The organism is Streptomyces sp. NPDC097107, assembly GCF_044762405.1.
Lineage (GTDB): Bacteria > Actinomycetota > Actinomycetes > Streptomycetales > Streptomycetaceae > Streptomyces > Streptomyces thinghirensis.
The window spans coordinates 26,431-41,959 of record NZ_JBIWEF010000015.1 but is presented as its reverse complement, the minus strand read 5'-3'; the positions used below and the strand labels follow the sequence as shown (position 1 = coordinate 41,959).

The window sequence follows — 15,529 nt, the reverse complement described above, 5'->3', positions numbered from 1 at the left end:
TCAGGTCTCCTCTTGGTAACCCGGCGGGCCCCATCCCGCAGCACACGTACCGCCGCCTGGCGGGCTACGGAACGGGGAAGGGTCATGAGCATGACCTCCAAGTGGCCGCACGTCCGCCGAACCGGCGCCGAACCCACCCGCCGCACCGTTCTGCTCGCGACCGCCCTGGCCGCCGCGCTCACCCCGGCCCTCGGCACCCGCGCCCTCGGCGCCCCACCGGAGGCCGCCGCCGACCCCTACGACGCCCTCCGCCGGCGCTGGCTCGGCATCACCCTCGGCGACGGCTACGACCCGACCGCCGAACCGTACGCCTCCCGCCTCGCCGAAACCGGCGAACGCGCCCGCGCCCACCGCGCCGCCATGGCCCCCACCCCCACCTCCCTGTGGCCCGGCCACCCCTTCGACCCGCCCGCCGGCATCACCTACGCCTACGGCCGCCTGTGGACCATGACCGAGGCGTACGTCCAGCAGGGCACCGGCTCCACCGGCGACGAGGTACTCCTCGCCGGCATCCTGCGCGGCCTGGATCACCTCTCGGCCACCGTCTACAACCCGGGCACCACCCGCTACGGCAACTGGTGGGAATGGCAGATCGGCAGCCCCCGCCTCCTGATGGACATCACCGCCGCCCTCCACGACCACCTCGGCGCCGACCGCACCGCCGCCGCCTGCGCCGCCGTCGACCACTTCGTCCCCGACGCGATGCTCGGCGACTACTCCGGCACCTCCACCGGCGCCAACCGCGTCGACCTGTGCCGATCCGTCGCCCTGCGCGGCATCCTGGGCCGGGCCCCCGACAAGATCGCCCTCGCCCGCGACGCGCTCTCGCCGGTCTTCCCGTACGTCACCAAGGGCGACGGCCTCTACGCCGACGGCTCGTTCGTCCAGCACACCTGGGTCGCCTACTCGGGGACGTACGGCCAGGTCATGCTGGACGGACTCGGCCGGCTGTTCACCCTGCTCGCCGGCTCGGAGTGGGAGGTGACGGACCCCGGCAGGCAGATCATCCTCGACAGCGTCGAACACGCCTACGCGCCCCTCATCCACGACGGACTGGTCATGGACGGGGTCAACGGCCGCGCCATCAGCCGGGGCTGCCTCAGGAGCGACGACCTGCACGCCATGCGCAGCGACCACTTCCACGGACAGCAGCTCATCGCCGCCATGGCGGTTCTCGCGGGCGGCGCGAGCGACGCCGAGCGCCGGCGCTGGTACGCGCGGATCAAGGGCTGGATCGAACGCGACACCGTCACCCCCGTCCTGACGGCACCGCAGTTCGGGGTCGCCGACCTGGCCCGGCTGCACGAGATCGCCGACGCCCCCGTCGAGGCCGCGCCCGAGCCCACCGGACACACCCTCTTCGCCGCCATGGACCGCGCCGTCCACCGCCGCCCCGCCTTCACCGCGGGCCTCGCCATGGCCAGTGACCGCATCGCCCACTACGAGTGCGGCAACGGCGAGAACCCGCGCGGCTGGCACACCGGCGCGGGCATGCTCACCTGGTGGGCGAACGGGTCCAGATCGGACCAGTACACCGACTGGTTCTGGCCGACCGTCGACTGGTACCGGCTGCCCGGCACCACGGTCTCCACCAAGCGCCTGCCCGACAGGGCGGGCGGCGAATGGGGCGCGCCCAAGCCCGGCGCCCGCTGGGTCGGCGGCACGACCGACGGCGAGTACGCGGCCGTCGGACAGCACCTCGAAGGGCTCGGCTCGACCCTCGAAGCCCGCAAGTCCTGGTTCTTCCTCGATGACGAGGTGGTCTGCCTGGGCACCGGCATCACCTGCGCGGACGGCGTCCCGGTCGAGACGGTCGTCGACAACCGCAACCTCGGGGAGGGCGGCCGCCAGGCCCTCGTCCGCGGCCGCGGCTGGGCTCATCTGGCGGGCCACGGCGGCTGGATCGTGCCCGGGGGCGGGCTGCGGACCCTGCGCGAGGACCGCACCGGCGCCTGGTCCGACATCAACACCACCAGCACGACCGAGCGCCGGACCCGCCGCTGGCAGACCCTCTGGCTGGATCACGGCACGGACCCGGCCGACGCGGACTACTTCTACGTCCTCATGCCGGGCGCCTCCCGCCGGGACGTCGCCCGCCGCGCCGCCGACCGCCGCCGCCTCACGGTCCTCGCCAACGACGACCGCTGCCAGGCGGTCGCCGTTCCCCCGCTCGGCCTCACGGCCGCGAACTTCTGGCAGCCCGGCACGGCGGGCCCGCTCACCGCGACGGCGGGGGCGAGCGTGCTGGTCCGGCGCAGGGGGCGTACCGCTACCCTCTGCGTGAGCGAACCACCGCGCACGGGAGAGCCTCTGGAGATCATCTGGGACCACCCGGTGCGAGCGACGGTACGGGCCGACGAGACGGTCGAAATCGTCGCGACGGGCCGCCGACTGCACGTCCGCGTCACTCCAGGGGTGGTATGTACCACCCATGAATGTGAGGTGACTCTCAGCTGACGGCTTTGTGCGACCCCTACAAGGATCAGGCCCCCTGAGCAGTCGAAACGGCTGCATGTCGTGAGGGTTCTGTTCAGTGCTACCAGGAAAACGCGTCGGAGACTGTACGGAGTCGACGGCTGGCAATCCTTGGTCTGCTTCGTAGAGTCGCTACATGACCGTTTTGGATGAGGCGCCGGGTGAGCCGACGGACGCGCGCGGGCGAGTGGCCGAACTGCACGAGATCCGTGCGCAGGCACTGGCCGGGCCGAGCGAGAAGGCGACGGCGGCGCAGCACGCCAAGGGCAAGCTGACGGCACGGGAGCGCATCGAGCTGCTCCTGGACCCGGGGTCCTTCCGCGAGGTCGAGCAGCTGCGCCGGCACCGGGCGACCGGTTTCGGCCTGGAGGCCAAGAAGCCGTACACCGACGGTGTCATCACCGGCTGGGGCACGGTGGAGGGTCGCACGGTCTTCGTCTACGCACACGACTTCCGGATCTTCGGCGGCGCGCTGGGTGAGGCCCACGCCACGAAGATCCACAAGATCATGGACATGGCCATCGCGGCCGGTGCTCCGCTGGTCTCCCTGAACGACGGCGCCGGCGCCCGCATCCAGGAGGGCGTCAGCGCCCTCGCCGGGTACGGCGGGATCTTCCAGCGCAACACCAAGGCGTCCGGGGTCATCCCGCAGATCAGCGTGATGCTCGGCCCGTGCGCGGGCGGTGCCGCCTACAGCCCCGCCCTCACCGACTTCGTGTTCATGGTCCGCGACACCTCGCAGATGTTCATCACCGGCCCGGACGTCGTCAAGGCCGTCACCGGCGAGGAGATCACCCAGAACGGCCTCGGTGGCGCCGACGTGCACGCCGAGACGTCCGGCGTCTGTCACTTCGCCTACGACGACGAGGAGACGTGCCTCGCGGAGGTGCGCTACCTCCTCTCGCTGCTCCCGCAGAACAACCGGGAGAACCCGCCCCGCACCGAGTCCGGTGACCCGGCGGACCGCCGCGGCGACACCCTCCTCGACCTGGTCCCGGCCGACGGCAACCGCCCGTACGACATGACCAAGGTCATCGAGGAGCTCGTCGACGACGGCGAGTACCTGGAGGTCCACGAGCGCTGGGCGCGCAACATCATCTGCGCCCTGGCCCGCCTGGACGGCCAGGTCGTCGGCATCGTCGCCAACCAGCCGCAGGCCCTGGCCGGCGTCCTGGACATCGAGGCCAGCGAGAAGGCCGCGCGCTTCGTGCAGATGTGCGACGCCTTCAACATCCCGATCATCACCCTCCTGGACGTACCCGGCTTCCTGCCGGGCGTCGACCAGGAACACGGCGGAATCATCCGCCACGGCGCCAAGCTCCTCTACGCCTACTGCAACGCGACCGTCCCGCGCATCTCGCTCATCCTGCGCAAGGCGTACGGAGGTGCTTACATCGTCATGGACAGCCAGTCCATCGGCGCCGACCTCACCTACGCCTGGCCGACCAACGAGATCGCCGTGATGGGTGCCGAGGGTGCGGCCAACGTCATCTTCCGCCGTCAGATCGCCGACGCCGAGGACCCCGAGGCCATGCGGGCCCGCATGGTCAAGGAGTACAAGGCCGAGCTGATGCACCCTTACTACGCGGCCGAACGCGGCCTGGTCGACGACGTCATCGACCCCGCCGAGACCCGCGAAGTCCTCATCCGCTCCCTCGCGATGCTCCAGACCAAGCACGCCGACCTGCCCTCCCGCAAGCACGGCAACCCGCCGCAGTGACCCGAGGAGCCACGTCCATGTCCACTCCCGACATCCGCGTCGAGAAGGGCCACGCCGAGCCCGAGGAAGTCGCCGCCATCACGGCCCTCCTCATGGCCCGCGCCGCCGCCCACCCCATCGAGATCGCTCCGACCCACGGCGGCGGGCCCGTCCGCGCGGGCTGGCGCCGCCTGGAACGCGAGCCGGGCTTCCGCGCGCCCCACAGCTGGCGCTGACCCGAGATGCGAGCGAGGCCCCTCCGTCAGGAGGGGCCTCGCTCGCTTTTCAGGGGCGCGGGGAACTGCGCGACCGGCCACGACGCACTCGCACCCGGCAACGAAACCGCCCCCGGCAGCCCGGTGGCCGCAGGGGGCGATGCGCAACCCGGCGCGACGGGGTGCCGCCTGCGCCCACCCGTGCCGCCCCTGGGGGCACCTCCCAGGCCCTTGAGGCACTGGGGGAGCCACGACTGCCCGCAGGCCGGGCAGGCTGCGCGGCTAGCGCAACCGCGCCATCAGCGCGTGCTCGACCAGCGTGATCAGCGCACTCTTCGCGTCGGCGCGGTGCCGGGCGTCGGTCGTGATGATCGGGGTGTCCGGACCGATCTGCAGCGCTTCCCGGACCTCGTCCGGGTTGTACGGCTGCTGGCCGTCGAAACCGTTCAGCGCGATCACGAACGGCAGACCGCTGTTCTCGAAGTAGTCGACGGCGGGGAAGCAGTCGGCGAGCCGCCTCGTGTCGACCAGAACGATCGCGCCGATGGCGCCGCGCACCAGGTCGTCCCACATGAACCAGAAGCGGTCCTGGCCGGGCGTACCGAAGAGGTACAGGATCAGGTCCTGGTCGAGCGTGATGCGGCCGAAGTCCATGGCGACCGTCGTGGTCGTCTTGTCCCCCGTGTGGGTGAGGTCGTCGATGCCCGCGGACGCGGATGTCATCACGGCCTCGGTGCGCAGCGGATTGATCTCCGAGACGGCGCCGACGAACGTGGTCTTGCCCACGCCGAAGCCGCCCGCCACCACGATCTTCGCGGACGTGGTGGAGCGGGAAGGCCCTCCGCTAGAGCTTGCGAAGTCCACTGAGCACCCTTTCGAGCAGTGTCACGTCTGGCTGGCCGCCGGCGTTCTCGTCGCCGCCGGGCTGATGGATGGCGACCAGGCCCGCCTCCGCCAAGTCGGCGACGAGGATCCTGGCCACACCGAGAGGGATCGTCAGGAGGGCCGAGACCTCGGCCACCGACTTGATCTCCCGGCAGAGGTTGCAGATCCGCTGATGCTCGGGCAGCTGGCCCTGCATCTGGTGCGGCTGCGCGGTGGTGTGCACCAGTGCCTCGATGGCGAGCTGGTACCGCGGCCTGGTGCGGCCGCCCGTCATGGCGTACGGGCGCACCAGGGGGTTGTTCGACGCCCCGGCAGGCGCCGGCTCAGGGGTGCGGCGCTGCGGCTGCACGGGCTGGATGCGCGGAGCGTGCGGCTGGTCGTACGGCGAAGGGCCGGGGCCCTGCGGCGCGTACGGCTGCCGGTGGCTCGGCACGGAGGGGTAGCCGTATCCGTTCGCCGAGCCGTCGTTCTGACCCTGGCCAGGGCCGTACGACCAGTTGCCCGAAGACGGACCGCCTGGGGGTGTTGCCACTTTTTCCTCCTCCGACTGTGCCTGGCATCCATCACTGTGGAGCCGCGTCCCGAAACTTTACGGCCACGGGACGCCAAAACGCACCGTCTGTCCTTTAGTTGAGAAGGCTCCCTTGGAGCTCAGCCCGCAGATCCGGCGTCAGGACCGTGCCGGCACGGTCCACCAGAAGGGCCATCTCGTACCCAATGAGACCGATGTCCGCCTCCGGGTGTGCGAGAACCGCGAGGGACGAGCCGTCGGAAATGGACATGATGAAGAGGAATCCCCGCTCCATCTCCACAACCGTCTGGTTAACGCTGCCGCCCTCGAAGATGCGCGAGGCACCGGCGGTCAGCGAGGTCAGGCCGGAGGCGACGGCCGCGAGCTGATCGGCACGGTCGCGCGGGAACCCTTCGGACATCGCCAGAAGGAGTCCGTCGGCGGAGACCACCACCGTGTGGGACACCCCCGGGGTGTTGTCCACGAAGTTGGTGATCAACCAGTTCAGGTTCTGCGCCGCCTGGCTCATCGGGCTCACACTAACGCTCCTGGTTGTAGGTGCTGTCAGGACCACGGTGTTCGTTCCTTGTGTCCTGGCCGTTCGTTTCACTGCCTGCGCTACGGCCTCGTTCGACGCCGCGCCGCAGGTTGCTCAGCCTGCCCCGGACGTCCTCCGGGGCGCGGGAGACCTGTGGGCCGCCCTGTGGAGTGGTTTCGGCGGCGCCCTCGACCAGGTTGGCCTTGGGTACCCGTCGCGGCAGGCCCGAGGAGGTGACCCCGCCCGCCTTGGGCTTGCGCAGCGCCGAGGCCTGCTGCCAGCGGTCGTCGTTGGCGGACCGCCAGTTGTCCGTGCCACCCGCCTCCGGGGCGGCGGCCGGCGCCTCCTGGCCCACACGCCCCGCATCGCCCGCGCCGCTCGCGGTGGATCCGCGGCGGGGAAGACCGGCGTCGGTCATCGGGTGGGCGGCGGAGGGGGCCGTTCCCGGACGGTCGAAGCCTACGCGGTCCGCCTCGCCCACGTCAGCGGCCTGCACGGATCCCGCCTCCGGAGCACCCGCGGGGTACTGGTCCGGATAGCCGTTCTGGTTCTGGTACCCGTTCTGGTAGCCGTCCTGCTGGGGCCAGTCGTCCTGGTGGCGCCGCTGCTCGAAGGGCGAGTACGCCTCCTGGGCGTCGGCGCCCGCCGGCTGGTGCCCGCCTCGGACCTGCTCCGGGTAGGAGGGGTCCTGGTAGCCGCCGCCCGCCGGGTACGCCTCGCCCTGCGGCATGCCGCCGCCCGGCGCGAAGTACTGCTCGTCGTACGACGTCTGCTGCTGATCGGCGTACGACGATCGCTGGTCGTACCCGCCGGTCTGCCCGGCCTGCTGCTCCTGGTAGCCGCTCCGGCCCTGGTCGTACACCGGCTGGTGTCCGGTGAACTGGTCCTGGTATCCGGGCGTCGCGGCCTCCTCGCGGCCGCCGTGGTCCGCCGGACCGGGCAGCTCGGGATTCGACTGGGACTCCAGGGCCGCGCGGCGTTCCTCGCGCATCAGCGAGCGGCCGACCGGGTCGAGTTCGCGTATGTCGTCGGGGACCTCGGAGTACCGGGTGTCGTCGAAGCCCAGCTCGGCGGCGGTCCGCATGGGCTGACCGACCTGGCCGAAGCTCTCGCCGCCCTGGAAGTTCTGCTCCGGGATGATCTGCGAGACGGTGAACTCGTCGCGCTGATGCTCGCCACCGCCACCGTGCGTGATGGCGTCCGGGAGCATGACCAGCGAGGTGGTGCCCGCCTGCTCGCCGGAGGGGCGCAGCTGGACGCGGACGCCGTGCCGGTCCGACAGCCGGCCGACCACGAACAGGCCCATGCGCTGCGAGATCGCGGCGTCCACGGTCGGCGGGTTGGCCAGTTTGTGGTTGATGTCCGCGAAGTCCTCGGCGGTCAGACCGATGCCCTTGTCGTGGATCTCGACCATCACGCGGCCGTCGGGCAGCCGGGTCGCGGTGACGCGGACCTTGGTCTGCGGCGAGGAGAACGTCGTCGCGTTCTCCAGCAGCTCGGCCAGCAGGTGCACGAGGTCGGTCACGGCACGGCCGTGGATCTCGGCCTCCGGGACGCCGGACAGCTCGATGCGCTCGTACTGCTCCACCTCGGAGGAGGCGGCGCGCAGCACGTCGACCAGCGGGACCGGCTGGTCCCAGCGGCGGCCGGGCTCCTCGCCGGCGAGGACCAGGAGGTTCTCGCCGTTGCGGCGCATACGGGTGGCGAGGTGGTCCAGCCGGAAGAGGTTCTCCAGCTGGTCGGGGTCGGCCTCGTTGTTCTCCAGGTCGGTGATCAGGCTCAGCTGGCCCTCGATCAGCGACTGGTTGCGGCGCGACAGGTTGGTGAAGATCGCGTTGATGTTGCCCCGCAGCAGGGCCTGCTCGGCGGCGAGCCGGACGGCCTCGCGGTGCACCTGGTCGAAGGCGCGGGCGACTTCGCCGATCTCGTCGGTCGAGGTGATCGGGATCGGCTGAACCCGGGTGTCGACCCGGCCGGGGTCGGTACGGGAGAGCTGGTCGACCAGCATCGGCAGGCGCTGCTCGGCGATGCCGAAGGCGGCGTTGCGCAGCTGGCGCATGGAGCGGCTCATCTGGCGGGCCACCATGCCTGCCAGGATGAACGCGGCGAGCAGCGCGATGACGACCGCGGCACCCGTGATGTAGGCGTCCCGCTCGGCGTCGTCGGCGATCGTGGACGCCTCGGACACCGCCTTGTCGGCGAGGTCCGACTCGATCTTCTGGTACGCGTCGAACTTGAGGGTGTTGACCGCCCACCAGTTTTCCGGCGTGATGCCCTGCTCGGCCAGGTCGGCCCGGGCACTGGTGTCCGTCGAGTCCAGCCGGGCCAGCTCCGAGATCATCGTCGTCGGGTTGGCCGGCGGCGGCACGTAGTCCGGGTCCTTGGCCTTGGCCTCCTTGGCCATGGCCGCCCCGTCCGTCTCGAGCTGTGCCTCGGCGTCCTCGAGCTTCTGCGCGTCCGCCTCGGTACCGCCGCCGATGTACTCCTCGATGGCGATGCGCTCCAGGTAGGCGTACGAGGAGAGCGCGACGCGCTGGCTGGCGAGGTGGCTGGGCTCCGGACCCGGCTTGACCAGCATGTGCATACCGATGGAGCGCTCCAGGGAGAGCGCCGCCTTGGTCAGCGAGATCGCGTAGACGGTACGGCCGTAGGAGGTGATGTTGCCGGTGCCCAGACCGAGCTCGTTGGCGAACTCCATCAGGGGGTGGGCGATCCCGGTGTAGCCCTCCTCGGTCTCCACGCCCTTGAGCTTGGAGGTGTACGCGGCCACGCGCAGCGTCTGGAGCTTGGGTTCCTGCTCCCGGAACACCTTCAGCCGGCGCTCCAGGCCCGCCTTGCCGGGCATGTCCTGGGCTGCCTCGTCGAAGACGTCGGCGGCCTCGTCGGTCGCCTGCCGGGCCCCGGTGACGGTCGCGTCCTCCTGGCCCTTGCCCTGCAGCAGCGGGGCGGCCGTGAGGTCGCGCTCGTTGTAGAGGGCGTTGGCGTAGCCGAGGGAGGCCCGCACCAGGCGCGCGGTGCTCTCGGCGTCCTCGGCGTCCGACCAGGTGTCGATCGAGCTCTTCACCTGGAAGCCGCCCATGACGAGGCCGACCAGGACGGGAATGAGCAGGATCGCGTTCAGCCGGGTGGTCACCCGCCAGTTGCGCGGCGAGAAACGGCCACCGCTCGGAGCGGGTTCGGCCTTGGTTTCCGAAGCGGGCACGGGGGCGGGCGCCGCTGTGCGCGGCGGCGGGGTGAAGTTGCCCCGGGCCGATGGCTCGGGACTGTTCTTGCTTCGCCTCACTCGACCAACAACCTCTCGGCGGTCGGCACCTGTGTCGTGCCGCTGTGTCTCAGAGCCCAGTCCGTCATCGGGTACGCACTACTGCTGAGTACGTCTTTGACCATTGGGCAGTTCTGGCATTCCAGCACGGCGACCAGCGCTCTTCCAAACAGTGGAACGCGGGGGTTACACGTGATGTAAGCCCCGCGTAAAACGGTCATAAAGAGCGAGGCCCGTCAAAAGACGGGGCGTTCGTGCGCGCAGCGAGACCAGTTGACCGCGTCGCGTGTCGGTACCACCCGATTCCTCTGCCGAAACGTTATGAACGGTGGAGCCGACCGTGTCAAAGGACACAGTCGGCTCCATCCCGCCTACGACAAGTGCCGTAGACCCCTGCCGACTTGGCTGCGGCCGCCCGCGTACCTACCGCAGGCGTGCCATCAGCGCGTGCTCGACCAGCGTGATCAGCGCACTCTTCGCGTCGGCGCGGTGCCGGGCGTCGGTCGTGATGATCGGGGTGTCCGGACCGATCTGCAGCGCCTCGCGCACCTCGTCCGGGTTGTACGGCTGCTGGCCGTCGAAGCCGTTGAGCGCGACGACGAACGGCAGGCCCGAGTTCTCGAAGTAGTCCACCGCGGGGAAGCAGTCGGCCAGCCGCCGCGTGTCCACCAGCACCACCGCGCCGATGGCGCCGCGCACCAGGTCGTCCCACATGAACCAGAAACGGTCCTGGCCCGGCGTGCCGAACAGGTACAGGATCAGGTCCTGGTCGAGCGTGATGCGGCCGAAGTCCATGGCGACCGTGGTGGTCGTCTTGTCCCCGGCGTGCGTCAGGTCGTCGATCCCGGCGCTGGCAGAGGTCATCACGGCCTCGGTGCGCAGCGGGTTGATCTCGGAGACGGCGCCCACGAACGTGGTCTTGCCGACGCCGAAGCCGCCGGCCACCACGATCTTCGCGGAGGTGGTCGCCCGACCCCCGTCAGAGCTTTCGAAGTCCACTGAGCACCCTTTCGAGCAGTGTCACGTCCGGCGCACCGCCATTGTTCTCGTCGCCGCCCGGCTGGTGAATGGCGACCAGCCCGGCCTCCGCGAGGTCCGCGACGAGGATCCGGGCCACGCCGAGCGGCATCGCCAGCAGGGCCGACACCTCGGCCACCGACTTCACCTCGCGGCACAGGTGGCAGATGCGCTGGTGCTCGGGAAGCAGCCCCATGAGCGCTGCCGGGTCGGCCGTAGTGCTGATCAGCGCCTCGATGGCGAGCTGGTAGCGCGGCCTCGTCCGGCCGCCGGTCATCGCGTACGGACGTACCAGCGGCTGGTCGCCCTCGTCCTCGTACGGCTCCGCGTACGGATCATGAGAGGCGGTGGGCGGGGTCATGAATCCTCCGGGCGGGACAGCAGGTCGGTCAGTCGTGCCGTCTGACGAGGCCGGTGGGGGGATTGTGGCGGCCGGACGGTGATTTGGTAACACTGGTGGTGCCGGGGCCGGTCAGTGGAGCAGACTTCCTTGTAGTTCAGCGCGCAGGTCGGGCGTGAGTACCGCCCCCGCGCGGTCGACCAGGAGTGCCATCTCGTAGCCGACGAGGCCGATGTCGCACTCCGGGTGGGCGAGGACGGCCAGGGACGAGCCGTCCGAGACGGACATGAGGAAAAGGAACCCGCGTTCCATCTCCACGACCGTCTGTGCCACGTCGCCGCCCTCGAAGATCCGGGAAGCCCCGGCGGTCAGCGAGGTCAGCCCCGAGGCGACGGCCGCGAGCTGGTCGGCGCGGTCGCGCGGAAACCCTTCCGACATCGCCAGAAGGAGTCCGTCGGCGGACACGACGACGGTGTGGGACACCCCCGGGGTGTTGTCCACGAAATTCGTGATCAACCAGTTGAGGTTCTGTGCCGCCTGGCTCATCGGGCTCAACTAACGCTCCTGCTGGTGAGTGGGCCGCGGATGGCTGCCGGTCTGGTTGGTCCCGGCCTGGCGGCCCTGTGCGATTCCCCGACGGAGATTGGTCAGCCGGCCGCGCACTTCGTCGGGCGCACGCGATACCTGCGGACCGTTCTGGTGCGACTGCTGCTGAGCCGTGCCCGGGACGAGGTTCGCCCTGGGCACCCGGCGCGGCAGGCCGGATGTGGTGATCCCGCCGGCCGCCGGCTGCCGTACGCGCTCGGCCTGCCGGACGAGGTCGTCGTTCGGCGAGCTGCGCCAGGAGGAGGTGGCGGGCCGCTGAGGGGCCGCCGGGGTCTGGGGCTGGGGAGCCTGCGGCTCCGGGGCCGCGGCCGGGGCGCCCTGCTGGGCCCTCGCCTCGCGGTCGCCGTGGAACCAGTTGGTCTCCAGCGTGTCGTACAGCGGTGTACGTCCGTCACCGGGGCCGGAGGCAGGGGGCAGGGCCCATCCGTCACCCGGCCGCTGCGCGGCGGTCCCGTTGGCGTTCCCGCCCGCGGGCTCCTGGTGGGCCGGACGCTGCTGAGGGGCCGGCGGCTGCTGGGCGCCGAAGTCGTTCCCGCCGTGCGTCCCGTTGACCTGCGGGCGCTCGAACTGGCCGGTGGGGGCCGGGCTCTGACGCTCCGGCAGGCGGTGCTGCCCGGTCGAGCCGTTGTCGAAGCCCTGGGCGCCGTTGAACGGGCCGGTCGAGGCCGGGCCGGTCTGGCCGGGCTGTCCGCCGAAGACGTCCGAGCGGACGAAGGATCCGCCGTTCTGCTGCGGGGCGTTCGGCTCGGGCCGCGCGAACTGGTCGTTCTGCGGGGCGGTGTGCGTTCCGCCCTGGCCGTACTGGTCCTGGCCGTACTGGTCCTGGCTGTACTGGTCCTGGCCGTACTGATTCTGACCGGCCTGGTCCTGGCCGTACTGGTTCTGGCCGGTGTGGTTCTGGCCCGTCTGGTTCTGACCGGCCTGGGCGAACCGCTCCGTGTTCTGCGGGTCGTCCCGGCGAGGTGCCGGGGCGTCGAAGTCCGGGCGGGCGAACTCGGCCGTGGCACCGGGGCCCTGGGACTCACCGAGCCGGGGAACCGCCGGCATCTCGGCGGTCGAGCCCGGGCCCTGCCGGTCGTCGAAGCGCGGCGAGCGGTCCGCACGCGAGCTGTCCGGCTCCTCGTGGCCGCGAGGGGCGTCCAGCGAGGCGCGCGGCACGGGCGGCTGCGCGTTCTCGTCGCTCCAGCTGGGGGTACGGGGCTGCGGGTTGCCGCCGGGCAGCTCGGCCCGCGGACCGCCGCGCGGCGGCAGCTGCGGGCGACGGCCCTGTTCGGCGTCGCCGTTCCCCTTGCCGCGGCGCTTGCCGCCCTGCGGGGGCGCGGACGGGCCACGTCCGCCGCCGAAGGCGTCCTGGCCCTGCTGGGTGTTGCCCTGCGGCGCGTTGCCCTGCGGCGCGTTGCCCTGCGGCGCGTTCACGCCCGCGGCCTGCAGGCCCTGCGGAGCACCGGGCGCCTGGCCGGCACCTGCGCCGACCGGAGCCGGGCGGTTCTGCTGGTTCGGTCCCGCCGGGGACTGCGGCCCGCGCGCGCCGCCCGGCGCCCCCGGGCGACCGCCCGCGTCACGCCCGGGCAGTGCGGCCCGCGGCCCCTGACCGGCACCGAGCCGGCCACCGCCCGGCGCACCGGCGCCGAGGGCACCGCCACCGAAGGCACCGCCGCCACCGCCCTGGCCACCACCGCGCCGGGCCGCCGCGACACCGGCCGCGGCCTGCGCGGCGGCCGGGCCGCCGTTGCCCGGCGCTCCCTGACCCTGCTTGGGCTGCGGCTTGCGGCCGCCCTGGGCGACGTCGACGGGCAGCATGACCAGCGCGGTCGTGCCTCCGGAGTCGGACGGACGCAGCTGGATGCGGATGCCGTGGCGCTGCGAGAGCCGGCCGACCACGAACAGACCCATGCGGCGGGAGACGGAGACGTCCACGGTCGGCGGCGAGGCCAGCCGCTCGTTGATCGCGGCCAGGTCCTCCGGCGAGAGGCCGATGCCGGTGTCGTGGATCTCGATCAGCACGCGGCCGTCGGGCAGCGCGTGACCGGTGACCTTGACCTTGGTCTGCGGGGAGGAGAACGAGGTCGCGTTCTCCAGCAGCTCGGCGAGCAGGTGCACGAGGTCGTTGACCACGCGTCCGGCGACCTCGGTGGTCGGCACGGAGGACAGCTCGATGCGCTCGTACTGCTCCACCTCGGAGGCGGCGGCACGGAGCACGTCGACCAGCGGGACCGGGCGGGTCCAGCGGCGGCCCGGCTCCTCACCGGCGAGGACGAGGAGGTTCTCACCGTTACGGCGCATGCGGGTCGCGAGGTGGTCGAGCTTGAACAGCGAGGACAGCTGGTCCGGGTCGGCCTCGCGGGACTCCAGTTCGGAGATCAGCGACAGCTGGCGCTGGATCAGGCCCTGGGAGCGGCGCGAGAGGTTGGTGAACATCGCGTTGACGTTGCCCCGCAGCAGGGCCTGCTCGGCGGCGAGGCGGACCGCCTCGCGGTGCACGTCGTCGAAGGCCGCGGCCACTCGGCCGATCTCGTCCCGGGAGTGCACACCGACCGACTCGACCGAGGTGTCGACGTCCTGCGGGTCGGTCTCGGAGAGCTGCTTGACCAGCTCGGGCAGACGGTCCTGGGCGACCTTGGTCGCGGTGTCCTCCAGGCGGCGCAGCGAGCGGATCATGGAGCGGGCCACGACGAAGGCGCCGACCAGGGAGACGCCGAGCACGAGCAGGATCAGCACACCGGAGATGATCGCCTCGCGCTCCGACTCGCTGCGCAGCTCGCGGGCCTGCTGCTCCATGTCCTCCAGCAGCTTGAGCTCGATGTTCTTCATCTGCTGGATCTTGGTGGAGCTGTCGTCCAGCCAGTCCTGGTAGGAGCGGGTCTTGAGGTCGGCCAGGCCGTTGACCTGGCCGAGCGCGCGGCCGGCGTACTGGTCGGACGACTCGATCACCGGGTTGCCCTCGGAGATCGGCTTGAGGAGTTCCTCGGCGCCGTCGCCGTAGATGCTGGTGAAGCTGCGGACCTCGGAGGTCTGGCTCTGCAGCGCCGACTGGGCGTAGAGCCGGTCGTTCTCGGAGAGCTTGCCCTTGCTGGAGGTGTTCGCGGGCAGCGCGGCCGCGAGGACCGCGCGCTGGATCGACGCGTACTCCTTGGCCGAGGAGAAGGCCGACAGGGCGCGCGTGCGCTGGATCATGTCGGGGTTGCTGGTCGCCTCCGCCATGTCCTGCGAGAGGTCGAGCAGGTGGTTGATCAGGCGGTGGTAGGCCTCGACGGTCTGGGTCGAGTTCTCCTCGGCCTGATAGGCGGTGCTGCGGATCTTGTTCAGATCGTTCAGGTCGCTGGCGAGGCCGACGAGGCTGTCGCGGACACCGACGAGGTTGCCGTCCTTGCTGGCGGCGTCGATCTCCTCGGACTGGTCGAGGAAGTTCTTCAGGGCCCGGTCGGTCTTCTCCCGGTCGCCCTTGACCGCGATCGCGCTGGACGTCGAGCCGTGCGCCAGGGGACCGGCGGACTGGTCGCGCTCCTCCTGGAGCGCGGCGGCCAGCTCGGTGGCCTGCTTGGTCATCTCGGTGAGCAGCTTCATGTTGTCGAGCTGCTGGATGTCGTCCATCGACTGGTTGATGCGCAGCGCGCCGAGCGAGGTGGCCGCGACCACCGGAAGCGCGAGCAGCGACACCAGACGGGTGGAGATCCGCCAGTTGCGCAGGGCTATTCGCGGGCCGGGGCCGGTCGAGCCCTTGGCCGGCTTCGCGGCCGGCTTCTGGCCGGCGGCGGACGACGCCCCGGCCTGACCGGGGCGGTCGCCGTTGTCGCCGGACTGGGCCTGACCCGGGTTCTGGGCGTGCTGGGGCGACGAGCTGACGGCCTTGGGGCCAGTCCCGCCGTGCTGCGGCTCCGGCTCCGCCGAAGCGCTGCCATCCCTCTTGAAACGTCCCTGCACTAGCGTCGCAACCTCTGGACCAGGCGCCCTTCCGCGTGAACGGACGGGCACGGTGTCGGC

The 15,529-nt window shown here is 71.2% G+C and carries 11 protein-coding genes; 3 read left to right on the top strand and 8 right to left on the bottom strand.

The genetic code is table 11. The annotated features are described in order from the left end of the window. Nucleotides 1-90 precede the first annotated feature (90 nt). From ACIQ1J_RS30165 to ACIQ1J_RS30155, 3 genes are all read left to right on the top strand, one after another. Nucleotides 91-2,457 (top strand): polysaccharide lyase 8 family protein, encoded by a 2,367-nt coding sequence (locus ACIQ1J_RS30165; protein WP_403561927.1) that lies wholly within the window; start codon nucleotides 91-93, stop codon nucleotides 2,455-2,457. Between the two features lie 154 nt (nucleotides 2,458-2,611). Next, nucleotides 2,612-4,195 (top strand): acyl-CoA carboxylase subunit beta, encoded by a 1,584-nt coding sequence (locus ACIQ1J_RS30160; protein ID WP_210960260.1) that lies wholly within the window; start codon nucleotides 2,612-2,614, stop codon nucleotides 4,193-4,195. A gap of 17 nt (nucleotides 4,196-4,212) precedes the next feature. Further along, on the top strand, nucleotides 4,213-4,410 hold the full coding sequence (locus tag ACIQ1J_RS30155; protein ID WP_210960261.1) for an acyl-CoA carboxylase subunit epsilon: 198 nt from the start codon (nucleotides 4,213-4,215) through the stop codon (nucleotides 4,408-4,410). A 261-nt stretch (nucleotides 4,411-4,671) separates the two neighbouring features. Here ACIQ1J_RS30155 and ACIQ1J_RS30150 read toward each other — a convergent pair whose 3' ends face one another. The 8 genes from ACIQ1J_RS30150 to ACIQ1J_RS30115 form a co-directional block, all read right to left on the bottom strand. Further along, nucleotides 4,672-5,253, bottom strand: a complete 582-nt coding sequence (locus ACIQ1J_RS30150; RefSeq protein WP_009314218.1) for an ATP/GTP-binding protein — start codon at nucleotides 5,251-5,253, stop codon at nucleotides 4,672-4,674. Continuing rightward, a complete protein-coding gene (locus tag ACIQ1J_RS30145; RefSeq protein ID WP_053137547.1) occupies nucleotides 5,234-5,806 on the bottom strand; it encodes a DUF742 domain-containing protein in 573 nt (190 codons plus the stop codon). Before ACIQ1J_RS30145 ends, ACIQ1J_RS30150 begins: the two co-directional genes overlap by 20 nt. 94 nt (nucleotides 5,807-5,900) lie before the next feature. Continuing rightward, nucleotides 5,901-6,314 carry a roadblock/LC7 domain-containing protein gene (locus ACIQ1J_RS30140; protein WP_004983065.1) on the bottom strand — a complete coding sequence of 138 codons (414 nt, stop codon included), beginning with the start codon at nucleotides 6,312-6,314 and terminating at the stop codon, nucleotides 5,901-5,903. Nucleotides 6,315-6,324: 10 nt separating this feature from the next. After that, the gene (locus tag ACIQ1J_RS30135; RefSeq protein ID WP_403561747.1) at nucleotides 6,325-9,606 is read right to left on the bottom strand and encodes a nitrate- and nitrite sensing domain-containing protein; all 3,282 of its coding nucleotides are present in this window, start codon (nucleotides 9,604-9,606) and stop codon (nucleotides 6,325-6,327) included. A 402-nt stretch (nucleotides 9,607-10,008) separates the two neighbouring features. Next, nucleotides 10,009-10,584 (bottom strand): ATP/GTP-binding protein, encoded by a 576-nt coding sequence (locus ACIQ1J_RS30130; RefSeq protein ID WP_055421789.1) that lies wholly within the window; start codon nucleotides 10,582-10,584, stop codon nucleotides 10,009-10,011. Then, complete coding sequence (locus ACIQ1J_RS30125) at nucleotides 10,565-10,963, bottom strand: DUF742 domain-containing protein (RefSeq protein WP_003973454.1); 399 nt, start codon at nucleotides 10,961-10,963, stop codon at nucleotides 10,565-10,567. Before ACIQ1J_RS30125 ends, ACIQ1J_RS30130 begins: the two co-directional genes overlap by 20 nt. Nucleotides 10,964-11,074: 111 nt before the next feature. Then, the gene (locus ACIQ1J_RS30120) at nucleotides 11,075-11,488 is read right to left on the bottom strand and encodes a roadblock/LC7 domain-containing protein (protein ID WP_005479910.1); all 414 of its coding nucleotides are present in this window, start codon (nucleotides 11,486-11,488) and stop codon (nucleotides 11,075-11,077) included. Nucleotides 11,489-11,497: 9 nt separating this feature from the next. Continuing rightward, entirely contained in the window at nucleotides 11,498-15,469 is a 3,972-nt protein-coding gene (locus ACIQ1J_RS30115; RefSeq protein WP_403561744.1) for a nitrate- and nitrite sensing domain-containing protein, read from the bottom strand. Nucleotides 15,470-15,529: the final 60 nt, after the last annotated feature.